The sequence below is a fragment of the Ideonella sp. genome, from assembly GCF_044358605.1.
Lineage (GTDB): Bacteria > Pseudomonadota > Gammaproteobacteria > Burkholderiales > Burkholderiaceae_C > Ideonella.
Map to the genome: position 1 here is coordinate 17,751 of NZ_JBIKNQ010000037.1, position 23,127 is coordinate 40,877.

At 65.3% G+C, this 23,127-nt stretch carries 24 protein-coding genes; 5 read left to right on the top strand and 19 right to left on the bottom strand.

Annotated elements, in window-relative coordinates:
* From ACIQ3Q_RS13840 to ACIQ3Q_RS13890, 11 genes are all read right to left on the bottom strand, one after another.
* Positions 1 to 1,206, bottom strand: a complete 1,206-nt coding sequence (locus ACIQ3Q_RS13840; protein WP_396269699.1) for an imelysin family protein — start codon at positions 1,204 to 1,206, stop codon at positions 1 to 3.
* Positions 1,199 to 2,299, bottom strand: a complete 1,101-nt coding sequence (locus ACIQ3Q_RS13845; RefSeq protein WP_396269700.1) for an alpha-hydroxy acid oxidase — start codon at positions 2,297 to 2,299, stop codon at positions 1,199 to 1,201. Before ACIQ3Q_RS13845 ends, ACIQ3Q_RS13840 begins: the two co-directional genes overlap by 8 nt.
* Positions 2,300 to 2,307: 8 nt before the next feature.
* The gene (locus ACIQ3Q_RS13850) at positions 2,308 to 3,000 is read right to left on the bottom strand and encodes a Fe2+-dependent dioxygenase (RefSeq protein ID WP_396269702.1); all 693 of its coding nucleotides are present in this window, start codon (positions 2,998 to 3,000) and stop codon (positions 2,308 to 2,310) included.
* A 12-nt stretch (positions 3,001 to 3,012) separates the two neighbouring features.
* Positions 3,013 to 5,316 carry a TonB-dependent receptor gene (locus ACIQ3Q_RS13855; protein ID WP_396269703.1) on the bottom strand — a complete coding sequence of 768 codons (2,304 nt, stop codon included), beginning with the start codon at positions 5,314 to 5,316 and terminating at the stop codon, positions 3,013 to 3,015.
* 201 nt (positions 5,317 to 5,517) lie between these two features.
* The gene (locus ACIQ3Q_RS13860) at positions 5,518 to 5,937 is read right to left on the bottom strand and encodes an ExbD/TolR family protein (RefSeq protein WP_396269704.1); all 420 of its coding nucleotides are present in this window, start codon (positions 5,935 to 5,937) and stop codon (positions 5,518 to 5,520) included.
* Positions 5,938 to 5,951: 14 nt separating this feature from the next.
* Positions 5,952 to 6,716: a MotA/TolQ/ExbB proton channel family protein gene (locus tag ACIQ3Q_RS13865; RefSeq protein WP_396269706.1), complete on the bottom strand. Its 765-nt coding sequence runs from the start codon at positions 6,714 to 6,716 to the stop codon at positions 5,952 to 5,954.
* A gap of 5 nt (positions 6,717 to 6,721) precedes the next feature.
* A complete protein-coding gene (locus tag ACIQ3Q_RS13870) occupies positions 6,722 to 7,411 on the bottom strand; it encodes an energy transducer TonB (protein ID WP_396269707.1) in 690 nt (229 codons plus the stop codon).
* Positions 7,412 to 7,493: 82 nt separating this feature from the next.
* Complete coding sequence (locus tag ACIQ3Q_RS13875) at positions 7,494 to 8,765, bottom strand: DUF2325 domain-containing protein (protein WP_396269709.1); 1,272 nt, start codon at positions 8,763 to 8,765, stop codon at positions 7,494 to 7,496.
* Positions 8,766 to 8,772: 7 nt separating this feature from the next.
* Positions 8,773 to 9,243: a hypothetical protein gene (locus ACIQ3Q_RS13880; RefSeq protein WP_396269710.1), complete on the bottom strand. Its 471-nt coding sequence runs from the start codon at positions 9,241 to 9,243 to the stop codon at positions 8,773 to 8,775.
* A gap of 65 nt (positions 9,244 to 9,308) precedes the next feature.
* Entirely contained in the window at positions 9,309 to 9,515 is a 207-nt protein-coding gene (gene hemP, locus ACIQ3Q_RS13885) for a hemin uptake protein HemP (protein WP_396269712.1), read from the bottom strand.
* A 238-nt stretch (positions 9,516 to 9,753) separates the two neighbouring features.
* The gene (locus tag ACIQ3Q_RS13890; protein WP_396269713.1) at positions 9,754 to 11,223 is read right to left on the bottom strand and encodes an AMP nucleosidase; all 1,470 of its coding nucleotides are present in this window, start codon (positions 11,221 to 11,223) and stop codon (positions 9,754 to 9,756) included.
* Between the two features lie 140 nt (positions 11,224 to 11,363).
* Between ACIQ3Q_RS13890 and ACIQ3Q_RS13895 the strand changes: the two genes are divergently transcribed.
* The 3 genes from ACIQ3Q_RS13895 to ACIQ3Q_RS13905 all read left to right on the top strand — a co-directional run bounded on the left by ACIQ3Q_RS13895 (position 11,364) and on the right by ACIQ3Q_RS13905 (position 14,885).
* Complete coding sequence (locus tag ACIQ3Q_RS13895; protein WP_396269714.1) at positions 11,364 to 12,440, top strand: M14 family zinc carboxypeptidase; 1,077 nt, start codon at positions 11,364 to 11,366, stop codon at positions 12,438 to 12,440.
* A 98-nt stretch (positions 12,441 to 12,538) separates the two neighbouring features.
* A complete protein-coding gene (locus ACIQ3Q_RS13900; protein ID WP_396269715.1) occupies positions 12,539 to 12,958 on the top strand; it encodes an EF-hand domain-containing protein in 420 nt (139 codons plus the stop codon).
* Positions 12,959 to 13,037: 79 nt separating this feature from the next.
* Positions 13,038 to 14,885 (top strand): diguanylate cyclase, encoded by a 1,848-nt coding sequence (locus ACIQ3Q_RS13905; RefSeq protein ID WP_396269716.1) that lies wholly within the window; start codon positions 13,038 to 13,040, stop codon positions 14,883 to 14,885.
* Here ACIQ3Q_RS13905 and arsB read toward each other — a convergent pair.
* The 7 genes from arsB to ACIQ3Q_RS13940 all read right to left on the bottom strand — a co-directional run bounded on the left by arsB (position 14,871) and on the right by ACIQ3Q_RS13940 (position 20,493).
* Complete coding sequence (gene arsB / locus ACIQ3Q_RS13910; protein WP_396269717.1) at positions 14,871 to 15,962, bottom strand: ACR3 family arsenite efflux transporter; 1,092 nt, start codon at positions 15,960 to 15,962, stop codon at positions 14,871 to 14,873. The two genes, ACIQ3Q_RS13905 and arsB, sit on opposite strands and share 15 nt — an antisense overlap.
* Positions 15,963 to 15,972: 10 nt before the next feature.
* Positions 15,973 to 16,479, bottom strand: a complete 507-nt coding sequence (locus ACIQ3Q_RS13915; protein WP_396269718.1) for an arsenate reductase ArsC — start codon at positions 16,477 to 16,479, stop codon at positions 15,973 to 15,975.
* 3 nt (positions 16,480 to 16,482) lie between these two features.
* Positions 16,483 to 17,064 carry an ArsI/CadI family heavy metal resistance metalloenzyme gene (locus ACIQ3Q_RS13920; RefSeq protein ID WP_396269719.1) on the bottom strand — a complete coding sequence of 194 codons (582 nt, stop codon included), beginning with the start codon at positions 17,062 to 17,064 and terminating at the stop codon, positions 16,483 to 16,485.
* A 1-nt stretch (position 17,065) separates the two neighbouring features.
* Positions 17,066 to 17,422 (bottom strand): ArsR/SmtB family transcription factor, encoded by a 357-nt coding sequence (locus tag ACIQ3Q_RS13925; protein ID WP_396269720.1) that lies wholly within the window; start codon positions 17,420 to 17,422, stop codon positions 17,066 to 17,068.
* 81 nt (positions 17,423 to 17,503) lie between these two features.
* Entirely contained in the window at positions 17,504 to 18,445 is a 942-nt protein-coding gene (locus ACIQ3Q_RS13930) for a ProQ/FINO family protein (RefSeq protein WP_396269721.1), read from the bottom strand.
* Positions 18,446 to 18,530: 85 nt separating this feature from the next.
* Positions 18,531 to 19,586, bottom strand: coding sequence for a recombination-associated protein RdgC (locus ACIQ3Q_RS13935; protein WP_396269723.1), 1,056 nt, complete (start codon positions 19,584 to 19,586; stop codon positions 18,531 to 18,533).
* A gap of 28 nt (positions 19,587 to 19,614) precedes the next feature.
* Positions 19,615 to 20,493: an EamA family transporter gene (locus ACIQ3Q_RS13940; protein ID WP_396269724.1), complete on the bottom strand. Its 879-nt coding sequence runs from the start codon at positions 20,491 to 20,493 to the stop codon at positions 19,615 to 19,617.
* A 281-nt stretch (positions 20,494 to 20,774) separates the two neighbouring features.
* On the opposite strand from ACIQ3Q_RS13940, the gene ACIQ3Q_RS13945 reads away from it, so the two are divergent.
* A complete protein-coding gene (locus ACIQ3Q_RS13945) occupies positions 20,775 to 21,827 on the top strand; it encodes an asparaginase (protein ID WP_396269725.1) in 1,053 nt (350 codons plus the stop codon).
* Here ACIQ3Q_RS13945 and ACIQ3Q_RS13950 read toward each other — a convergent pair.
* Positions 21,794 to 22,105 carry a hypothetical protein gene (locus ACIQ3Q_RS13950; protein ID WP_396269726.1) on the bottom strand — a complete coding sequence of 104 codons (312 nt, stop codon included), beginning with the start codon at positions 22,103 to 22,105 and terminating at the stop codon, positions 21,794 to 21,796. The genes ACIQ3Q_RS13945 and ACIQ3Q_RS13950 overlap by 34 nt on opposite strands.
* A gap of 286 nt (positions 22,106 to 22,391) precedes the next feature.
* On the opposite strand from ACIQ3Q_RS13950, the gene hutC reads away from it, so the two are divergent.
* Positions 22,392 to 23,108, top strand: coding sequence for a histidine utilization repressor (gene hutC / locus ACIQ3Q_RS13955; RefSeq protein ID WP_396269728.1), 717 nt, complete (start codon positions 22,392 to 22,394; stop codon positions 23,106 to 23,108).
* The last annotated feature ends 19 nt before the right edge of the window (positions 23,109 to 23,127 follow it).

The following is a 23,127-nucleotide window of genomic DNA, read 5'->3' on the forward strand; positions in this document are numbered from 1 at the left end:
TCAGCCCTTTTGAAGATGTTGCAAACCCAGGCCCTGAGCCGCACGGGCCAAGTCGCGCGCCTGCGCGCTCAGGCTGTCTGCCAATGCTTTGAGGCGAGCCCGCCCGGCCTTGTTGCTGGCGCGGATCTGCTGGTCAAACGGGGCCGGTATGGCCTGCGCCAAGCGCAAGGACTGCTGCATTTGCCGGTCAATGCGTTGGGCCAGTTTGGCGTCCACGCGTTCGACCAAATGCAGCAGGCCCGGGCCTTGCAGCACGCTGCCGTCCACGCGTTGATAGCGCCCTTGCCAGACATTGAGCAGCCCCAGGGCGTTGGCCACCACGTCATGATGCGTGGTGTCGGAGAAGCAGGAATGCTCATCCTCTTGCTGGCGGCTGGCCAAAGCCACTTCAATACGCTCGCCCGCCAACTCACCGCGCGACAGCGTGCCCACCCCGACGATGATTTTGCGCACCGACTCCAAGCCGCCGCGCTCAAAGGCTGCGCGATAGTTGTTGGCCCCGGGCGCCCAGGCCGCCAACACGCTGTTCAAGTCGTCCAACAACAGCGCCATCATCACCGTCAGTGCTTGGCGGCGTCGTGCCGCATTCGGCGCCTTGCCGTCGATGAAGTCTTCGGGCGGGCGCTGGCCGGGGCCGTCGTCCCGCTCGTCTTGGCCCCACAGCAAAAACTCAATCGCATGCCAGCCGGTGGCGATGTTTTCCTCACCGTGGCGCTCGTTCATGGCCGCGAGGCTGGCCTTGTCCAAGCTGATGGCCGGGTTGTTGATGAAGCCCGAGCCTGGGCGCTCCGCCACGCTGTCGATATAGGCTTCGTCCAGCGGCCAGGCATTGATGCGCGCTTCCGGGCCGTCCTCCGCGTCGATGGGGCCGCCGTAAAAGCGATAGGCCTCTGTCTGCCCATAGGTTTGCCGCGCCCGTGTCCAGGCCTCACGTGCCGCGGCCAAGGTGCTGGCGCTGGGGGCAGACACCAGGGCTTCAATGCGCTGACTCAGTGCTTGCGCCAAAGCCAGGCTGTCGGCATAGCTGGCCTGCACCAGCTCGGCGTGGTGCTTGACCACGTCCGTCAGCAAGGCTTGGAGGCCGACCGGCGCGGCGGCCTGTTTGGCCCAGGCCGGTGTGAGGCCCAGCAGGGCGATGGGGGCGATCGGGGCCAGGAGGCTGCGGCGGCGCAGGCCCGGGCGCGGTGCAAACTTGGGGTCACGCATGGCGGATATTGTCAGCGGGCGGAGGCACCAAGTGGCTGGTGTGGATATCGGCGATAGCGGCACAAGCGCACAGTGCCAGGGTGGCTGCGAACTCATCACGCAGCAGGCGGATCATGCGGGCCACCCCCATCGCCCCTTCACTGGCCAGGGCATGCACCTGGGGCCGCCCCACCAGCACCGCATTTGCCCCCAGGGCCAAGGCTTTGAAGACATCGGTGCCGCGTCGGATGCCACCGTCCACCAGCAGCGGAAAGTCCGCTGGCACGGCCGCACGCACGCGGGGCAGGGCCCAGGCGGTGCTGACCGCCGTGTCCAAGGTGCGCCCGCCGTGGTTAGACACCACCAGGCCGGATACGCCCAACTCGACAGCGCGGCGGGCGTCGTCGGGGTGCAGCACGCCCTTGAGCCACAGCGGCAGGCCCCTTTGGGCGCAGGCGGCTTGCAGCGCACGCACATCGTCCCAGCGGGGCGCTTGGGCCAGCAACTCGCTCAAGTTTCGGGCAGGTGTGGGGGCGAGGTTGACGGCCTGAATGCCTGCAGGCAAGACAAACCCGGCGCGGCGCTCGGCGTCGCGCACGCCGTGGACCGGCGCATCCACCGTCAGCACAATGCCTTCAAAGCCACAGCATTGAGCTCGCTCGACCAAGGCCAGGCTGCGTTCCAGCCCGCCTTGCCAATAGAGCTGGAACCACAGCGGCCCCGCTTCAGGCTCGGCCGCAAAGATCTCCGCCACGACCTCCATGGCGGTGCTCGACTGGGCCGACAGCACCATGCCCGCGCCCTGAGCCGCAGCGGCCAAGGCGGTGGCGCGCTCGCCCTCCGGGTGGGCCAACTGCTGGTAGGCGACGGGCGCGAGGAAGATGGGGTGGGCCATCGTGCGACCCGCCACTTGGATCGCGGTTGCAGGCTCGTTGCCTGGGCGAAGGTCGTTCAGCACCCTTGGCCACAGGCGCAAGTCTTGCCAGTCTTGCTGGTTGGCGCAGGCGGTGTCGCCGTCGGCAGCGCTGCCATGCAGATAGGCCCAGTGGGCTGCAGGCAGGGTGCGAAAGGCCTGGGACTCAAAGTCACGCAGGTTGAAGGCTGTTGCTGCCATGGGGCGCCTCAGGTGTCCGCCCATTGGCGCAAAAGGTTGTGATAAACGCCGGTCAGCCGCACGGTCTCGGCGGAGTCGCCGTGGCGCTCGCGCAGCGCCATCAGGCTCATGTCCAGGTCGAACAGCAGCTGGCGCTGGGCGTCTTGGCGCACCATGCTTTCGATCCACAAAAAGGCCGCTAAGCGCGTGCCCCGCGTCACGGGCTCCACGCGGTGCACGGTGCTGCCGGGGTAGAGCACCATGTCGCCCGCCGCCCCCTTGACCCGCTGCGGCCCCAGCGGGCCGTCGATCACCAGCTCGCCGCCGTCGTACTCGCTGGGCTCGGCCAGAAATACCGTGGCGGAGAGATCGGTGCGCAGGCGCTGCGCTTGGCCCTGGGCATCGCGCAGGTGGCGAATGGCCGCATCCACATGGTCGCCATAGGTGTTGAGCGCCCCGCTGTAGCGGTTGACCATGGGCGGGAAGATGCGCTTGGGCAAGGCGGCAGAGAACAGCAGCGGGTGCCGCTCCACCGCCGCCAGCACCATGGCCTGAATGCGCGCCAAGGCAGGGCTGTCCAGCGGCAGTTGTTCGTTGCGTTTGGCTTGCGTGGCTTGGGAGCCGGCAGAGACGCCGCCATCCACCCAGCGCGCTTCGCGCAGCAGGTCTCGGGCTTGCGCCAGCACCTCAGGGGAGAGCAGTTGGGGGATGTGCAGCATCATGAGGGCGCAGTCTTAGAAGTTGTAGGTGCCGGTCAGCGCCACGATGCGACCCGGCCCGGGGATGTAATGACCGCTGTAGATCTGGTCCGCATAGAGCTTGTTGGCCACATTGCTGATGTTGGCCTTGAGCTTGAATTGGTTAGGCACCACCACCCACTCCGCCATCAGGTCCGCCGTCACAAAACTTTCGGCGGCCCAGCCAGGGTTGCGATTGGGCGTTTGTGAGCTGCGGGCGTTCAAACCGCCACCCACGCGGATGGTGGGTGTGACTTGATAGGTCGTCCAGATCGTGCCCGAGTGGCGCGGCGTCAGCGAGGGCCGGGTGCCCTGGCCTTCAGAGCCCGCGACGCCAATGTCGATATTGGCCACCGGCAGCCACATGTAGGAGCCAAACACCTCCCACTGCGGGGTGATGCGCCCGGCCACATCCAGCTCGGCACCCGCCACATGGCGCTTGCCCGACAGCGTCACCAAGTTCACCAGCGGGTCGGTGTTGCGCTCATGCAGCTTGGTCGAGCGGAAGGCCGCTGCCCGCAGGCTGAACTGGCCGTCGGACGACTCCCAGCGCCCGCCCAGCTCAACATTGATGGACTGCTCGGGCGGGATGTCCACGTTGGCCGCGCTGAGCGAGTAGGCGTCGCCCGAAGTGTTGAACGACGTGGCGCCGGAGAGGTGGAAAGACAGCCGCTCCGAGGGCTGGTAGAGCAGGCCTGCGCGCTTGCTCCACTCGCTCACATTCATGGTGTAGCTGGCGCTGGTCTCCGGCCCTGCGGCCGTGGTGGGGATGGTGCTGGTGTTGTACTCACCTTTGAGCTTGTCAAAGCGCAGGCCCAGCAGCAGCTTCCAGGTGGGGGTCAGGGTGATCAAGTCTTGTGCATAGGCGCCCACACCTGTGGAGGTGTAGTCATTGGCCACCCGCAGGATGCGGCTGGCTTCGTCGATGCTGGCGCCGTCGTCCGGCGTGCCGATGGTGGTGGTGGGCTTGGTCAAGGTGACACCGCCTTGGGCGGCATTGCGGGCCGCGTAGACGGTCTTCTTTTCCAGGGCGGCGTCTACACCGGCCAAGACTTCATGGCGTAGGCCGATGGCGGTGAACTTGCCGCTGTAGTCGCTTTGCAGGAATGCCGTTTGCAGGTCTTGGATCTTGAGTTGCGTGCCGCGGGTCAGCACCGAAGCGCTGCTGAAGGTCTGCAAGGACGCGGGCACCGTTTGCGTGGGGCAGGCCGGGTTGAGTGTGATCGCGCCCGTGCTGCTGTTGACTGTGGGGCCGCACAAGCGCACCGTGCTGGCCCGCTGATCTCGGCTGTAGTCTCCCAAGCGCAGCTTGGTGCTGAGCTCTGAGTTCACGGCAAAGCGGTGGGTGTGGGTGGCGGTGGCCGTGGTGGCCGTGCCGGCGTTCACATCGCTGGCCATGCCGTAGTAGGTGCTCGGGTCCAGCGGCAGGGTGGTGGTTTGGTCCACCGTAGAGCCGTTGGGGTTGGTCGCACTTTGGGCGGGTGTGGGCCGTATCCACGGCATTCCGTAGTTCATGCCGTTCTTGTTGTCCAGGTGTGAGAGGCTGAACGAGAACTCGTCGCGCTCACCGATGCCGGTGCGGTAGGTGCCAGCCACGCCGGTTTTGTTGAGCGACGAGCCGGCGCCATTGTTGTCCGCCACTGTGTTCATCACGCCAATGCGCAGCGCGCTGCGGTCGTCGATGCGGCGGTTGATGTCGCCGACCACGCGCAAGTAGTTGTGGCTGGCGACGGTGGCCTCTACGCTGCCTTCGTTGATGCCGCGCGCGACCTTGCTGACCTGGTTCACCGCCCCGCCCGTGGAGCCCCGGCCAAACAGCATGGAGGCCGAACCGCGCATCACCTCAACGCGGTCCATGAAGAAGGTGTCGCGCTCATAGAAGGCCGGGTCGCGCAGGCCATCCACAAACACATCGCCGGTCGATTGCAGCGCAAAGCCGCGCAGGCGGATGTCTTCTTCGCCGCCTTCTGCGGCCAAGAAGGTGATGCCCGCTGTGTTCTTCAGGGTCTCTTTGAGCGTGTCGAGGTTGCGGTCGTCGATGAGCTTTTCGGTGACCACGGTGATGGACTGCGGCACATCACGCAGCTCTTGCTGGCCTTTGCCGATGGTGGTGGTGCTGGCTTGCACAGCGTCTTTGCCTTGCGGCTCGGCTTGGGCCTTGACCTTGACCGCGGGCAGCACCGTGGGCGTGTCGGGCTTGGCGGGGGCGGGGGTTTGGGCCAGTGCAAAACCAGCAGCCAAGGCGCCCAGAGGCAAGAGGGCAGTGCGCGCTGCGGACGCGCTGGGGGAGAGCTTTTTCATGAGAGGCTTGATCAAAAGAGGGAGGAGGGCCGCTGTCGAGCAAGTCGATGGGCTGGCTGAGCCTTGAGGTCACGGCAGGGGCCGGGCTCAAGCGGCCCTAGGGTCTGAGCGGTAGGCCCAAACACCTGGGCCGGGCTGGCGCAGCGGGTGAGAGAGGAAGGGGTGTGAGAGCGGGCCTGAGGGGCGGTGGGCGACGCGGCTTCAGCGCGATTCGGGTTGCGTCACAAAGCCCACCTTGCTGAGCTTGGCGGTGGCGGTGTCGGCCAGGGTTTCAGCCACCACGCGGTAGGCCACCGCTTGGTCGGCTTTGAGGTGAATCTCCGGCTGTGAGGGCTTCTGCCCTTCCGCAGCAAAGCGCAGCGCGGCTTCAGCGCGGCTGACCGGCTCGCCGTTCCAGAAGCGCTCGCCTTGGGCATTGATGGCGAACTCCACTTTGATGGGCACCGCAGGGTTGGGGATGGAGGACACGGTGGGCAAATCCAGCTTCACCGCGTGTGTCAACAGCGGGGCCGTGACGATGAAGATCACCAGCAGCACCAGCATCACGTCGATCAGCGGCACCATATTGATCTCGGCCACTGGGGCAGCCGCGCGTTGCTTGTCAAAAGAGGCGAAGGCCATGCTGTCTCTCCGGCTCAGGCCGCGACGGCCTTCAACGCTGCTGCTGGAACAGGCGGGGCCACCGGCGCCGCGCCCGCCCGGCCTGCGCCCGGCGCTTCGCCCAAGGTCAACAGGCTGTGCAACTCGAAGGCAAAGGCGTCCAGCCTGCCGCCCAGCACCCGGTTGCTGCGGGTAAAGGCGTTGTAAGCCACGACCGCCGGAATGGCGACGCCCAAGCCGATGCCAGTCATGATCAGCGCCTCACCCACCGGGCCAGCCACTTTGTCCAGCGTGCCGGCCCCGCTCATGCCAATGGCCAGCAGGGCGTGATAGACCCCCCACACCGTGCCGAACAAGCCCACAAAGGGGGCGGTGGCGCCCACGGTGGCCAGCGTGGTCAGGCCGGATTCCATGCGGGTGGTTTCTTCATCCAAGACCTTTTTGATGGTGCGGGTGATGAACTCGCTGGCCGTGCCGGCTTCGGCCAACTTGGCGGCGCCATGGCGGGCGTGGTGGGCCTGCGCATGCAGGGCGTGGGCGCTCAAGTGAGAGAAGGGGTCGCGGGCACCATGCGTCGCAATTTCTGCCCGCACCTCATCCAGCGTGCTGGCATTCCAGAAGTGGTTCAGGAAGTCTGTCGAACGCCTGGCGCGCAGGGCCTGTGCCACGCCTTTGGCCAAGATCAAGGCCCAAGACGCAGCGGACATCAGCAGCAGCAGTGCGAGCAAGGTCTTGCCGACCACATCGCTTTGGGCAATGAAGTGGCCAAAGCCCAAGGTGGTGTCAGTGGCGGGGGTCATCAGGTTTACTCCAAGCTGTATTCGAGAGGCGCAATGGCCGTCCATGGCAGCGCCTGGCCATTGCGGGTGTAGGGGGCAAAGCGTGCAGCCCGCAGGGCCTGCAGAGCTTGTTCATCGAGGCGCGGGTGGCCCGAGCTTTTGTGCACGCTGACCTGTGTGGGCAGGCCTTGGGCGTCCACCACCAAGCGCACCAGCACCGTGCCTTGTTCACCCAAGCGCACCGAGGTGCGGGGGTAGACCTGCGCGGGCGGCACCGTGTAGCGCAAGTCGGTGGCCGCCAAGGTGACGGGGCTGGCGGGCGGCGCGGGCGGCGCCACGGGTGCGGGTGGCGCCGGTGGGCTGGGCGGCTGCGGGGCTTGGGCGGGCTGCGTTGGGGGCTCTGGCACCACAAAGCTGGGCGCTTGCTGGGGGGCGGGCGCAGGCGCAGCCGCCAACACCGGTGCGGCCGTGGGCTGCACTTTGGGGCGCGGGGCGGGCGGTGGCGGAGGGGCCTGAGGCACCGGTGCCGGCGGTGCGACCCACTGCACCAACAAGGGCGCAGCTGGGGCCAAGGCATGCTGTACGGCGTCCACTTGCAACAAGGCCCAGGCACCACCCAAGTGGGCCAGCACCGCAGCCGCCGTCAGAGCACGCCTTTGAGGCGTGCTCAGGTCTGAGGGCTGAGCCAGAGGAGGGTTGAGAGCAATGAGCGACATGGTGCAGCGATGGTTGGCTTCACATGATATTGCAAATGCGAACGATTCGCAATCAAATTAACATCGGACTGTGACGGCGGGCTCAGAGGCGTCCCATGGGGACGTCATCCTGGGCTGCTGCCACCCGCAAGGCCTTCTGGAGTGCGCTTTGGCTGGGCGTTTCCACAAACACGCAGCGCTTACCGGTGCGTTTGCAGTGGTCCTTGACCTTCCAATAGGCGTCGTGGCTGATGCAAGCGGTTTGGCACAGCACCAAGTCGGCCGCGCTCAGGGCGGCGTCGAGTTGGTGAACGCCCTGTTCGTCGCCCCCGTCGTGGTGCAAAAACTGACCGCCGGTGTGCTCCACCAAGCGGCGATAGATGGGCACGCTGGCGCTGCGCCCGCCCACGCACAGCACGGCTTTCTGGCTGAGATCCGGCTTCGCGTTGGCATTGGTGATCGGGTCCGGCTCGGCCAGAGGGGTGGGCACGGCGGATGCACGGCACAGCTTGGCTTCGAGTTGCAGAATCTGCTGCTGAGCGGCTTGCAGGGCACGTTGCGTGGATTCAAGGCGCTCAGACAGCCAGCGCTTCTCTTGCGCCAAGTTCAGGCGAGAGGGCAACTCAGGCAAGCTGGCTTGGAGTTGCGCCATGTCCTCTTGAGCTTGGGCCAGCAGCGTGTCTCTTTGCAGCAGGTCGGCCCGCAGCCGAATGTGGGAGGACTCCAGGCGTTCGATCTGCCGGGCAAACTCCGCAGCCTGGCGCACGCTACGCGCTTGAGCCCCGGCCAACGCGCGTCCGAGCACGGCGTTTTCTTTCAGCAGGTCCTGCAACTGTTCCGACTCGACGCGCTGCATCATGCCGACCTGATGCTGGAGCATGTGCACGTCTTGCAGCACGTGCTCAAGCAAGGGCGCATCGCACGCAGGGTGGGTCACCACGCTCCAAAAAATGGCTGCCACGTCTGGGCTGTGCAAGCCCGCCGCCCAGGCCTTGGCGACGGATGCGGCGCCCTTCAGGGCGCGATGACGTTGCAGTGTCAGGCTGTAGCGCTCGTCCAGGGCTTGCTGTATGCGCTCAGACACTGCACCCCGCTGCTTGCATTCATTGATCACGCCGCAATGCAGTTCGTAGTCATCGGCCAAAACGTCGCCGCCGACGGCTTTGCCCACCAATTTGCGCAGCATGGGCAAGGGCAGGCAGACACCGATGACCGGGCACAGAGCATGGTGGGGCAGCTCCCAGATGCGTGCACGGCGCGAGCTGCGCGGCGGTACGGCGCACGCTGCTTTGGCGCTGAGCGCCTGCGGGCTGACGTGAGTCTGAGCCTGCGGCTCCGCCAAGGCCGAAAAAATGTGAGAGGGTTTGGTACACATGGCAGCCTCAAGCAGTGTGTTGGGGTGATGGCCGCACAGGCCGGTCCGCAATCCAGTCCATCCAAGCACGCCAGAGCGCGCCTTCGCAGTGGGGAGACCGCAGCGGCGCACCGATGTGCAGCGCAAGCTGGCCGTGGTCATCCAACAGCCGCAGGCCGTGGCGCAGCCCCAGGGCCGCTCGCCAACGCCACCACTCGGTGCGCGAGACCTGTCGCTCATGCCAACGCAGTGACGCGCCAGCCAGATGCAGCGTCAACTGGCCTTGGCCCCAGGCGCAGTCAAGCAGTGGCCCTTGGAGGACGCCTACGCCGCACTGTTCTTGCACCCAGGGCCCGCTGACCACGAGCGGATGGCCCTCATGGGCGCACAGGCTCAACAGTTCTTGAGTTCGATCGACATCGAGATCGAGGCAGGCCTCTAAGGGGGCGGCAGGGGCGGCGCGAGGTGCGCCGCTGAAAGCCTGAGCGGCAAGCAGCATGGAAAGTCCTCATGGGGAGAAACAGGCCCAGGCTGGCGGCTGGCTGGCAGGCCAAAGAAGGGGGATTACTTGGTCAAGATGAGCTTGCCCAAAGCGGTGACACGCAGGCGGTAGTGCTGGCCTTGGTGGTCAATCGTGACCTCTTGTTGACCCTGAAGCAGCAGGGCACTGTCCAGCACGGTGCGCGTGGGCGCTGCCGACACCGCAGTGCGGGCGGCGGCGGAGGGGGCCAGCGCTTGAGAGGGCGCCAGTTGCAAGCGATGGTCAGGCATGGCGCGCCCCGCCGTGCCGCAGCCCGAGTGGCGGCGGCTCCCGCTTGTCGCTGGGGTGCGCAGGCCTCCATAAACCATCCCCGCAACACACACACATGATCATGATTCCTTGGCTCCAAACCGCGCCACACCGAGCTGGTGCAGCGCACAGGATACGCACTGTAATAAGAATCATTCGCATTTGCAAGGGGGTTGTCCCGCCGAACTTCACGCAGTGCGAGTCGGAGGCCTCCAGGGGCTACTGAAACGCCACTTCCGCAAAGGCCCGCAGCTTGCGGCTGTGCAGGCTGCCCGCACCGGCTTGGCGCAGCAGCTCGACGGCGCGCAAGCCGATGCGCAGGTGTTGATCGACCCGCTCGCGGTAGAAGTGGTTGGCCATGCCGGGCAGTTTGATCTCGCCGTGCAGGGGCTTGTCGCTCACGCAGAGCAAGGTACCGTAGGGCACGCGGAAGCGAAAGCCATTGGCGGCGATGGTGGCGCTTTCCATGTCCAGGGCCACGGCCCGGCTTTGGCTGAAGCGGCGCTCGGGGCCTGGGTGAGGCAGCAACTCCCAGTTGCGGTTGTCGGTGCTGGCCACGGTGCCGGTGCGCAAAATCGTCTTTAGCGCTTGACCGCGGAGTTGGGTCACGTCAGCCACCGCCTGCTCCAGCGCGACCTGAATCTCGGCCAGCGGAGGGATAGGCACCCACAGCGGCAACTCTTCGTCCAGCACATGGTCCTCGCGCACATAGCCATGCGCCAGCACATAGTCGCCCAACTGCTGGCTGTTGCGCAGGCCCGCGCAGTGGCCCAGCATGATCCAGGCGTGTGGCCGCAACACGGCAATATGGTCCGTGATGTTCTTGGCATTGGCCGGGCCGACACCGATGTTCACCAAAGTGATGCCGCTGTTGTCACTGCGTTTCAGGTGGTAGGCCGGCATTTGCGGCAGCCGCGGCGGTGCCTGCCCGCTGATGGCCAAGGCGCTGCCAGCGCGAGGGGTCAGCACATTGCCGGGCTCGACAAAGGCCTCATAGGGGCTGCCCGGGTCGCTCATCAGCTCATGGCCGAGTCGGATGAACTCATCGACATAGAACTGGTAATTGGTGAACAGCACAAAGTTTTGAAAATGCTCGGGCAGCGTGCCGGTGTAGTGGCGCAGGCGCTGCAGCGAATAGTCCACGCGAGGGGCCGTGAAAAAGGCCAGAGGCCAAGGCTCGCGGGGACCAGGCTCATGCGTGCCGTTGGCGATGCCGTCGTCCATGGCGGCCAAGTCCGGCAGGTCAAACAAGTCGCGCAGGCGGCCCCGCTGTTGGGTGCTGAGCGAGCCCTCCACATGGTCGTTCTCGGCCACCGAAAAGTGCACCGGGATCGGCTGATTGCCCAGGCCCACTTCCAGGGCCACGCCGTGGTTGCGCAGCAGCAAGTCGAACTGCTCGCGGTAGTAGCCCGCAAAGACATCCGGGCGGGTCAGCGTGGTCTCATAAGCTCCGGGGCCAGCTACGAAGCCAAAACTCAGCGGCGACTCGGCCCGCGCCACCGTGTCGGTGACCAAGCGCACGCTCGGGTACCAGGCGCGCACCCGGGCCGCGGGCATTTGCCCCGTGACAAAGGCCTGCAGATGATGGCGCAAATGCCCCACCTGAGCTTGGTAGAGGGCCTGCACATGGGCCAGGGCGGCAGGGGCGTCCGAAAAGGACTGGCGGGGCGTGAAGGGCGCTTCAATCATGGCCCATTCTGGCGAAGTCTTGACGCAGTCCACAATTCCCTCCTTTATCCGGGGCAAAACCGGTGCTGGCGCCGCCTACACTCTCACCCTGCGATAAACCGACCTTCGATTCTGTGCTGCCTCAGGGCAGTCTCGTGCTCATGACCTCATTCCGATTGGCCTGCTTGGCGAGTTTGATCCCGCTGGCGGCCCTCTCTTCAGCCTGGGCCGTGCCCACAGCGGCCCCGCAGACGGCGGCCTCGGCCGCGCCCTCCAAACCTGCTGCGTCGGCCGCTGTGGCAAAGCCGACGCCAAGCAAAGCGGCTCCCCCCAAGACCGAGGCCGCCCCCAAAGCCGCTCCCCCCAAGACTGAAGCCGCCACCAAAGCCGCTGCTCCGCGACCTGTGCCGGTGAAGGTCCCTGCGGTGCCACCCACGCCCGTGCCTACCGACCTGCCGACGTGGTGCAAGACGATTGCAGAGCGCCTGACCGGCTTGCCCCTGCACCAATGCCTGAACACCGGCCTGCAGGCTGGTGATGGTCGGTCCGTGCGTGGGATTCCGCTGTGGTTTCGCGATATCAAGCCTAGCCGTGGCACACCGCGTCTGAGGGTGCTGGTTTTAGGTGGCATCCATGGTGATGAAATGGCTTCGGTGAACTTGGTGTTCAACTGGCTGGAGCGATCCCTCAAGTCCGACGAGGCCCCGATCCATTGGCGCATCGTTCCCTTGGTCAACCCCGATGGTTTGCTGCGCAAGCCTGCCACTCGGACCAATGTCCGAGGGGTTGATCTGAACCGCAATTTCCCGACGGCCGATTGGGCCAGCAACGCGCATTCGTACTGGGTCAGCCGCACCGGCAAAGACCCGCGCCGCTACCCGGGGCCTGCGGCCATGTCTGAGCCCGAAACCCGCTGGGTGCAGCGCCAGTTGGAGCAGTTCAAACCAAACTTGATCGTGTCGGTGCATGCCCCTTACGGTGTGCTCGACTTCGACGGCCCGCCCCCCCCACCCGACAAGTTGGGCAATCTCTACCTCGACCAAGTGGGCATCTACCCGGGCTCCTTGGGCAACTACGGTGGTGTGGTTCAACGCGTGCCAGTGGTGACCTTGGAGTTGAAAGACGCGAGGCAGATCGCCAGCAATGAGTCTGCCGCCATGTGGACCGACTTGTTGGGCTGGATAGATCGTCGTCTGATCAACGTGGCCCAACAAGGCAGTGGCACCAAGTCGCCGTAAAGTCCTGTAAACAAGGGGGATAGGGCTCAACCGGGCGACTTTGCGGCTCGTTGAGGGGCTATCGTCACACTCTTCCCCTTGTGCAAAGGACTCTCTCCATGAACAAACTCTCGCTCTCTTTGGTGTGTGCTGTTGTGGCCCTGACCGCCGGTATGGCGCAAGCCGCTGACGACGGCAAGCGCATGGATGTCAAGGCCTATAGGTCGCTGGACAAAGACGGCGACAAGCGCATCAGCCGTGATGAAGCCCAGGGGCATGCCATGTTGTCCAAGAACTTCGACCAAATGGACGATGACAAAGATGGCTTTCTGAACGCCAAGGAAGTGCGCAGCTTCGGCAAGGCCAATAAGGGTAAGGGTTTCGACAAGGTCGACAAGAATGATGACAAGGTCTTGACCCGCGATGAGGTGGCCAGCAACCCGAAGCTGGCCAAGCGCTTCGAAGCGGCCGACGTCAACAAGGACGGCAAGGTCACCAAGGAAGAAGCCAAGAACTTGCGTCAAGAACACAAGAAATAATCGGTCGGTCTGCGCTTGCAGACTTCACCGAAGCACCTGGCCCCGCTAAGATCAAGGGCAACAACCAAAGATCGGTCCGGTGCTTCCTTCCAGCGCTCCCATCCCCCCACTGACGGTGGCGCCCGCCGCGCCAGCCAGTGTTGCCACGGTCGATGCGCTCAACGACCAAGCCGCCCGTCTTCTGGGTGAAGACCCTCACAGCGCCCTGGTGCTGGCCCGAGAGGCCGAAGCCCTGGCGCTGCGCTTGGACTACCAGCGGGGCTTGGCCTGCGCCTATATGCGCGCTGCCCGCTGCCAGTTCGTGCTGCTGGATCGACACGATGGCGTGATCGAGCTGTTGCAGCGTGCTGTGGCCATCTATGAACTGCTGGGCGACCTGAGCGGCCAAGCCGAAGCGTTGAACCTCGTTGCCAATGTGCACGCCTGCCGCAACGACGGCGAACAAGCCTTGGCCGTTTACCACCGGGGCTTGGCACTGCGGCGTCAATTGGGCGATGTGGTGGGCGAGGCCGGCTCGCTCAACAACATTGGTTCTGTGCTGCGGGAGATGGGCCAGTTTGCCGATGCGCTCAAGTACTTGCTGATGAGCTTGGAGCTGGCCGAGTCGGCCCACGACACGCGCGCCACGGCCTATGCCATGTCCAATATCGGCGGTGTGCTGGCCGAATTGGACGACCGTGCCCGTGCGGTCGAATACCATCTGCGCGCCTTGACCTTGGTGCGCCAGACGCCCGACCGAGCCCTCGAAGGCTCCACCCTGACCAGCCTGGGCCGCTTGCTGATGCGCAGTGGCCAGCTGCCCGAAGCCATGCGCCACCTGGAGCGCGCGCTGGACATCACCCGGCGCGTGGGCCATTTGGCCGACACAGGGCTCGCCCTGCTGGGCCTGGGCCTGGCGCACCAACATGAGGGCGCTTATGACCGGGCTGAGCGCTTGCTCCTGGAAGCGCTCACCCTGATTCGCCGCAGCCACCGGCGCGGGGCTGAGGCCGAGGTGCTGCTGGCGCTGGGCCGCAACCGCTGGCTCAGCGGCGCGGCCAGCCCAGCGGTCGATCTGCTCAGCCAGGCGCTCAAGCTGGCCGAGGTGCTGCGCGCCGACCACATCAGCGGCAAGCTGCACGAGCTGCTCTCGCAGATCCACGAGCAGCAAGGCCATGCCGCCGCCGCGCTGCGGCACTTCAAAGAGTTCTATGCCTGCCAGCAGCGCATCCACGGCCAAGAAACCCAGCGCCGCGTGCGGGGTTTGTTGGGCCGGGCCGAGCTGGAGCGGGCGCATCTTCAGGTGGAGCATGAGCGCAAACGCGGCGACGAGCTGGCCTTGGCCTTAGGGCTAGCGCGCGAATCTGAGCGCCAAAAGCAAGAGCTGTTGGCCCAGCTCTCGCAGCAGGCCGACATGCTGCGCCAATTGGCCCGCGAAGACGGTCTGACCGGCCTGGCCAACCGCCGCTGGCTCGACGCCCAACTCGATCGCGAGCGCGAGCGTGCGCGGCGCTATCGGCATGGCCTCTCGGTGGCCATGGTGGACATCGACCACTTCAAGTCGGTCAACGACCGCTTCTCGCACCGGGTGGGCGACGAGGTGCTGCGCCGTGTGGGCCGCCTGCTGCGCGACACCTGCCGCAGTGGCGACATCGTCGGCCGCTATGGCGGAGAAGAGTTTGTGGTGGTCTTGGTCGAGACCCCGCTGACGGCGGCCATCGCCGTTTGCGAAAAGCTGCGTCAGCGCATCGCCGACCTGGACCTCTCAGACCTGCACCCCGACCTCAAACACATCACCGTCAGCATCGGCGTGGCGGGTGATGCCGAAGACCCGGTGGCCCACAACCTGCTCAACGATGCGGATGCCCAGCTCTATGCCGCCAAGCAAGGCGGGCGTAATCAGGTCCGCAGCGCGGGCCTGAGCGCCCCGCAATCAGCCAGCGCTTGAGCCATCCGTCGCCGTGGCGCGCCCGGCTTCGTACCAGCCCTTGCTGGCATTGACCCAGCGCACCACCAGCAGCATCACCGGCACTTCAATCAGCACGCCCACCACCGTGGCCAGGGCTGCACCCGATTCAAAACCGAACAAGCTGATGGCAGCCGCCACCGCCAGTTCAAAGAAGTTGCTGGCACCAATCAACGCGGAGGGGCAAGCCACGTTATGCGCTTCGCCCACGCGGCGGTTCAGCCAATAGGCCAGCCCCGCATTGAAGAAGACCTGGATCAAGATCGGCACGGCCAGCATGGCGATCACCAGCGGCTGCTTCAAGATGGCCTGGCCCTGAAAGCCAAACAAGAGCACCAAGGTGGCCAGCAGCGCGGTGATGGACAGTGGCCCCAGCCGCGCCATCACAGCGTCAAAGTGGGCTTGGCCCTTGGCCAACAAGTGCTTGCGCCACCATTGCGCCAGCAGCACGGGCAGCACGATGTAGAGCAGCACCGAGGTCAGCAGCGTGTCCCATGGCACGACGATGGAAGACAGCCCCAGCAGCAACGCCACGAGGGGCGCGAACGCAAACACCATGATGGTGTCGTTCAGCGCCACTTGCGAGAGCGTGAACAGCGGGTGGCCATTGGTCAGGCGGCTCCACACAAACACCATCGCCGTGCAGGGTGCTGCAGCCAGCAAAATGAGCCCAGCGATATAGCTGTCGGCTTGGTCTGCGGGCAGGTAGGGCGCAAACACATGCCGCACAAACAACCAGCCCAGCAGCGCCATCGAAAAGGGCTTGACCGCCCAGTTGATGAACAGCGTCACGCCAATGCCGCGCCAATGCGCTTTGACCTGATGCAGGGCGCCAAAGTCCACCTTCAGCAGCATGGGGATGATCATCACCCAGATCAGCAGCCCCACCGGCAGGTTGACCTGAGCCACCTCCATGCGGCCAATCGCTTGGATGGGGCCGGGCAGCACTTGGCCCAGCGCAATGCCCCCAGCAATGCACAAAAATACCCACAATGTGAGGTAGCGCTCAAACAGGTTCATGGGCGCGGGTGAGGGCGCCGCGCAGTCAGCTTGGTTCATGTCGGCGCCTTCAGCTTTGGCCAATGGCCGTCAAAGCGGCCTGCAGTTCATCGCGCTGCATCTGCCCCAGTGGCAAGGCCAATAACTGCAACATGCGGTAGCCAATGGCTTGGCGGGTCAACTCAAAGGCACGGCGTTTGCCTTCGTCGCCACCCTCGGCGTTCGACGGGTCTGGGTAGCCCCAATGCACCTTGACGGGCTGCTGGCCCTCGCCGCCGAAGAACACCGGGCAGGTTTCGGCCGCCGCGCTGTCGCACACGGTGATGACCACCGACAAGGGCGGCGCATCAGGCCCGGTGAACTCGTCCCAACTCTTGGAGCGATAGGCTTGGGTGTCAATGCCCGCGGCATTGAGAGCTTCTAGTGCGAAGGGGTTGAGCCGCCCGCTGGGCGCGCTGCCCGCGCTGTGGGCCTTCACGTCCAGCCCGCGCTGTTGCGCCAGGTGGTTCAACATGCCTTCAGACAGCACGCTGCGGGCCGAGTTGTGCGTGCACAAAATCAAAACATGGAAGCTCATGGTTCAGCAGCAGCCTGTGTTGCTCTTGACGGCAATACCAATGGGTTTGCCGCGCGGTGTGGGCGGGCAGCAAGCGGCGGCGGCAGCGGCGGCAGCGGCAGCGGCAGGCGCTGGGGTGCAGCAAGACGAGTCGGCACTGTCTGTGGCGCTGACCGCTTGGGCCACCTCTGCAGGCGACGGTGTGCAGCAGGCATTGGCGGCGTCACCCCCTTCACGGAAGACTGGGATGTTGCCCAGGGTGTGAAAGTGCTCCCAGGCAATGCCCTGCGGGTCGGTGACCCAGTGCTTCTCACTGCGCGCATAGCAGCAGGTGGTGGCGCCTTCGTCCAAGATGGCCATGTCGGCGGCCTCGGCGCGGGCTTTCAACTCGGCCAAGTCGTCGGGGTTGTCGGTTTGAATGCCCAGGTGGTCAATGCCCGTGCCTTGGCCACGGGTTGAAATCGCGAAATTGACCGGCGGGTCTTCCAGCATCCACTTGGCATAGTCGCTCTCATGGCGGGTCGGCTCAGCGCCAAACAGCTTGGCGTAAAAGCCAATGCTCTGGGCCAGATCGGCCACATGCAGGTGAACATGAAAACGCTTCATCTCAAGGCTCCTTCTTGGGAATGGATGGCGGGGTGGGGCAGCACAGGGCCCCAGCGGTGGTGGGCGCGCACGGGGCCCCGGCGCAGCAGTTGTCGGTCAGGTAAGTCAGCAGGCCCTGCATGCGCTCAAAGCCGGCGCGGTAGATCAAGTTCCGGCCCGCGCGCTCAGGCGTCACCAAGCCCGCCTGCGTCAGCTCTTTGAGGTGGAAGGACAAGGTCGAGGCCGGCAGGCCCAAGGTCTCGCCCAAGGCGCCGGGCGTCAGGCCCTCTGGCCCTGCCACCACCAAAGCCCTGAACACCTGCAGCCGGGCCGATTGGGCCAGCGCAGCGAGGGCGCGAATCACGTCTTGCTCTTCCATAATTCCAGTTTAATGGAAATATTGGGGCGACCGCAAGCTGTTTTTGTGGGTTCGGTGCGAGCGCACCGAACCCTCGCGTCCTCAATCTTCCTTGTGGTCGTCGCTGGCAGCAGCGGGGGCGGCTGCGGCTTGGGGGGCAGGCCGCGCAGGGCGGTCATCCCCGCGACGGGGGCTGTGGCGGGGCGCATCGCCTTCTCGGCGCGGACCATTGCGCGGCGCATCGCCTTCGCGGCGTGGGCCACGGGGGCCGTTGCTGGGGCCGTTGCCGGGGCCATTGCGAGGGCCGGCGTGGCGGGGGCGGTCACCGCCAGGGCCATCGCGGCGTGGGCCGGCGCCTGGGCGGCGATCTTGCGGTGGGCGGCGCTCGCCTTGGGGCGCAAAGGCGGGGCGTGCGGCGGCCATCTCCACGGCTTCAACGCGGGCCTGGGCCAGGGTCTCTTCCAGCGCTTCGGGCGTCAGGCCCTTGAGGGCGCAGAAGTTGGCCAGCGTCAGCGTGGTGCGCTCAAAGTCGCGCAGCAAGCGCTGGCGCTGCTGGCGCTGCTCTTCTTCGGCCGCGCGGCGCTCTTGGGTGATGTTGCGGCGGCGGGTCAGCTCTTGCTCGGCGGCGTCGCGGTGCTCTTGGGCCAGCTCGCCGGCGGGCTGGCCGTCCAAGTCAAAGCGCTGACGCGCACGGGTCAGTGCAATCAGGTAAGACGTGCTGCCGGTGAAGCGGCGGAAGAAGGCTGACAGTGCTGCCTTGCTGAACACGCCGGGCGCGCGCTCTTGGATGTCCGCTTGGATCTTCAGCTTCAGGGGCTTGGGCGAGCCCGCAAACAAGGCCGGGAAGCGCTGCTTCAGCTCTTGGGCGCAGTCTGCTGCGGTCATGCCTGGGGTGCCCGGCGTGCTGGCTTGGGCCGGGCTGGCGCTCGCAGCCTGGGCGGCGGGCGCGGCCTCAGGGCCGGTGCTGGCCGCAGGGGTTGCTGCTTCTTGTGGGGCCGCAGCCGCTGGGGTGTCAGGCAGATCGGGCTTGGGAGCGTCAGACATGGTCGCAAGAGTGGCCAAGCCGAGCTTGGGCGCGAAAGCAAAACCTCGATTGTGCCTGTTGCGCAGTACTCAGCTCCTCATGGGCTCACCACGGTGGGGAGTCGTCGCCCGCCGTCGTGGCCGGCAAGGCACCTTGAGGACGGGCGGGCGCAGAGGCAGGGGCCGGTGCCGTTGGTGCTGCCGCGGGTGCGTTGGGCAGCACGCCGGGCACAGCGCCCAAGGGCTGCTCGCCACCCAGGGCCTCGATCAGGTCGGGCAGCAGTTGGATCAATTCGCCCGTGGCGATGGCTGCGTCGGCATCAAAGCCGTCCTCGGCCTTGGTGGCGCCGGCGCCTTCAAACACGCCGTCTTCGAACTGGATCTTCTTGACCTGCAACTGCTCGGTCAGCACAAAGCTGACGCGGCTGTGCCAGGTCAAGGCCAAACGGGTGGGGCGCTTGCCCATGCGGATGTGCTCGCGCACCTCTTCGCCATCCAGCGCGTGGCGGGCATAGCGCACGGCCGACTTCATTTCGTCCACGGCCTTGAGCTCGCAGTCGCGGTCCACGGTGAAGAAGGGCGGCGCTTCGCCGCTTTCCAGCCAGCCCGCCATGGCCGACGCGGGTGACAAGGCAGTTTGCAAAGCCTGCACGCCAAAGCCTTCCAGCGTCTTGACGAGCATGGTGATCACCACCTCGGCGCGGCTGGTGCTGCCCGCGTCCACGCAGACGAACTTCTGCTTGGGCGCGATCCACACCGACACGCCGGCCATCTTGGTGAAGGCCTGGGGCAGCAACTCTTGCGTGGCCTGCTCGCGCAGCTCTTTGCTCTCGCGCTTGCCGGGCTTGCGGCCGGTGCTGGCTTCAACCTGCTGCGCCATCTCCTCAGCCCGGCGCTTGACCACCGAGCCGGGCAACATCTTTTGCTCCACTTGCAAGCGCATCAGCCAATGACCGCCCACCACCTCGATCAACGGCGCTTCGGCCTCACCCCGAGGCGGCACCCAACCCAGCGACTGTGGCTGAGACTTGCCGCAGGGTGCAAAGCGTTGCTTGAAGGCCGCCTCTTGGGCCGAGGACAAGGTGGGATCCCATTCAGGGATCAAGCGATAGATGATGAGATTCTTGAACACGATGGCTGGGTTCCCTGAGGAGTTGCTCATGGATCTGGGCAAGGGGCGCGATTGTGACTCAGAGGCTGAGCGCGGCCACGCCCAGCGCCATGGCCGCCGCACCGGCCAATCGCGCGCCCCGGTCTTGCTCACCCAAGAGGCGGCCCCCCAGCAGGGCGGCGAAGAGCATGGAGACCTCGCGCGCGGGGGCCACATGGGAGAGAGGGGCTTGCTGCACGGCATACAGCACCAGCACATAGGCCAGTGGGGCGAGGGACGCCATCACCAAGGCGTAGCGCCATTGCGTGCGCCAGGCTTGCGCAAGGCGTGCGCGGTCCTGCCAAACCTGGGGCAGGGTGAAGGGCAGGCGCAGCAGATTGCCGAGGTAAAAGAGCAAGATCGGTGAGACCAAGGCCACTTTCACGGCGTAGCCGTCGATCACGGTGTAGGTAGCGATCAGCAAGCCCGTCAGGCCACCCCAGGCCAAGCCTGCGTGAACACGCTGACGCTGGGTCGGGTCTTGGGCCTTGCTGAGCAGTTGTGGGCCGCCCGCAATCAGCCAGATCCCTGCGGAAATGCACAGCACTCCCGCCAGCGTCGCCCAGCGCAGGGGCTCCGCCAGAAACAGCATGGCTCCCAGCAGGATGAAGAGGGGTGCGGAGCCTCTGGCGACGGGATAGACCACCGTCAAATCAGACACGCGATAGCCCTTCAACAGCACATGGAGGTAGAGCAGGTTGATGAGGCCGCTGGCCAGCACCAATCCCCATTGCAGCCCACCCCAAGCGGGTAAAGCATCCCAGGCTGCCCACACGCCCAGCGGGGCCCAGAGCAGGGCAATCAGCAGGCAGTTGAAGAGCACCAGGTGATGATCACCCCCCGCCTTCTTGGCGGCTAGGTTCCAGGTGGCATGCAGGAGTGCGGCCACCAACACCAGGGCCAGAGCGGTCAAAGGCATGCGGGCATTGTGCAATGGCGACCGTGCCTCAAATCCTAGAAGAGGCAGTTGACCGCTTCATTCCGCATGCGAGTCCATCTCACGATGAAGAAAACAGGCCACGATCACACTCACCGTTTGGGTGAGCGCGCTACACGGTCGCAAGCACCGCCCTGCGGCTCGCCAGCGGCGTTGCTTCTCCTTGCGGGCAGGTGCCCGCTGCGTCGTCGCGCCTTGCTGGCGCACCGCATCACGGCACTTTCGACCGTGTCCAACTACCGCTTCTAGGATAATCCGCGCCCATGACAAATCCTGTATTGGTGGAGGTGCTGCGCGGCGAGCACGTGGAGTCCTTTCATCGCGGCGCTTGGGCGGTGGTGGATGCAGCGGGTACGGTCGTTGCCAGTGGGGGCGACATTGAGCGGCCCATCTTTCCGCGCTCAGCCGTCAAGGTTTTACAAGCCTTGCCCTTGGTAGCCTCAGGCGCGGCCGATCACTTTGGTTTGGATGACGCCGCGCTGGCGCTGGCCTGTGCCTCACATGGCGGCGAGCCCGAGCATGTGGCGGTGGCTGGCCGGGTGTTGGCGCAACTGGGCCTGGATGAGCGGGTCCTGGAGTGCGGTGCCCACTGGCCTGGCTTTGAGCCGGCCAAGCTGGCGCTGGCGCGCACGGGCGAAGAGCCGCATCCGCTGCACAACAACTGTTCGGGCAAACATGCGGGCTTTGCCTGCCTGGGCTGTTGGCTGGCCAAGGGGCAGGGCCAGGAGTTTCGGGGCTTTTTGAGTGGCTATGTGCAGCCCGATCATCCGGTGATGCAAGCCGTCAGCCACGCTCTAGAAGCTGCTACTGGCTTTGCCCTGCGCGACGCGCCGGTCGGCATTGATGGCTGCTCCATCCCCACCTTTGGCATTCCGCTGCGGCACCTCGCCCTCGGTTTTGCCCGTGTGGCCACTGGCTTGGGGCTGTCAGCCGACCAGGCCCGCGCAGCGCTGCGCCTGCGCCAAGCGGTGGCGCGGCAGCCCTTCATGGTGGCGGGCACGGGCCGCTTTGACACCCGCGTGATGCAGCACTTTGGCGAGCGGGTGTTTTGCAAAGTGGGAGCCGAGGGCGTTTATTGCGCAGCCTTTCCAGAGCAGGGCTTGGGCGTGGCGCTGAAGATGGACGACGGCAACAACGCGCGCGCCGCCGAGGTGGCGATGGCAGCCCTGATCGCCCAATGGGTTCAGCGCACCGAAGACGACGCCGATGCACTGGCCCCCTTGCTCAACCCTGTGTTGAGCAACTGGCGGGGTCTGAGGGTGGGTGCCCTCCAACCCGAGGCTCACTTCTTGGCGTCGGCTTCCAGCTCAAAGTGAATCGCCTTGGGGACCACATTGTTGTGGTCCAGCGGCGTGCGTTCGGCAAAGCTCAAGACCTTGGGCTTGTGGCCGGCGCGCGTGGCCTTGAACTCATACACGCTGAACCATCCAAACTGGTCCTGCACATCGTATTGAAACGGGGTGACGCCAATCACCTTGTCCAGATACACCACCTCGGCGCCGGGTGGGTTAGAGCTGAATTGAGCGGTGGTGGTGCAGGCGGCCAAAAGGGCGACGGTGGCAGCGGTGACCAAGGCTCGGAAGAAGTGGTTCATGGGTTGCTCCTGTGAAGTTGATGACAACACCAAGTGAGAGAGACCTCCTCATGTCAGGCTGCAAATTCTGCTGCCCGAAATGGTGCGGTTACAGTTTGCAACCATTGAGGCTGCGCCGCGCACTTCAACAGGTAGGGGGGTAACGTGTAGTGCGCAATCACTTAAAGGGCTCGTGATGGCATACACGGCCCTGATGCCAAAAAGCAAATCAAAGCGGCACAAATGCGCCTTCTGTTGCCTGTCCTGCGCTGCGCTCGGGCGGTTCACAAACAGCTAGCATCGCGGCATGAAAGTTTCAGCGCGCAACCTGGCGCCCTATGCCCAGGTCAAACAACACCTCAAGGACGGATTGGCACAAGGCCAGTGGGCCCCCGGGGCCTTGATGCCCTCGGAGTCTGAGCTGGTGGCCCAGTTCGGCGTCAGCCGAATGACCGTCAACCGAGCCTTGAAGGAGCTTCAGGCCGAGGGCCTGGTCAACCGAGTCCAAGGTGTGGGCAGTTTTGCCGCGCCTCTGCACAAGGTGTCGTCCATGCTCCGGCTGCGAGACGTGCACGACGAAATCGCCGAGCGTGGCCATGTGCACCAAGCCCAGGTCCATCTGCAGACCGCCGAGGCGGCGACCAAGGGCTTAGCTGCGCAGTTGGGGCTGAGCCCAGGCGACCAAGTCTTTCACACCTGCATTGTTCATCTGGAGAATGGCGTGCCCTTGCAGGTAGAAGACCGCTATGTCAACCCGGCGGAGGCCCCAGACTATCTGGGCCAAGACTTCAGCCAGACCACGCCCACTCACTACTTGTTTGAAGCCACGGCGCTGTGGCGGGCTCAGTACACCATCGAGTCCTGCTTGCCGACTAAAAAAGAAGCGCTGTGGCTGGGCATTGGCCCCGCAGACCCTTGTTTGGTGGTGGTCCGCCGCACCATGAGCCGCAACGGCGTCATCACCTTGGCCCGCTTGGTCCACCCTGGCAGCCGCTATCTGCTGGAAGGCCAGTTCGAACCCTGATTGGCGGACTTTGCGCGAC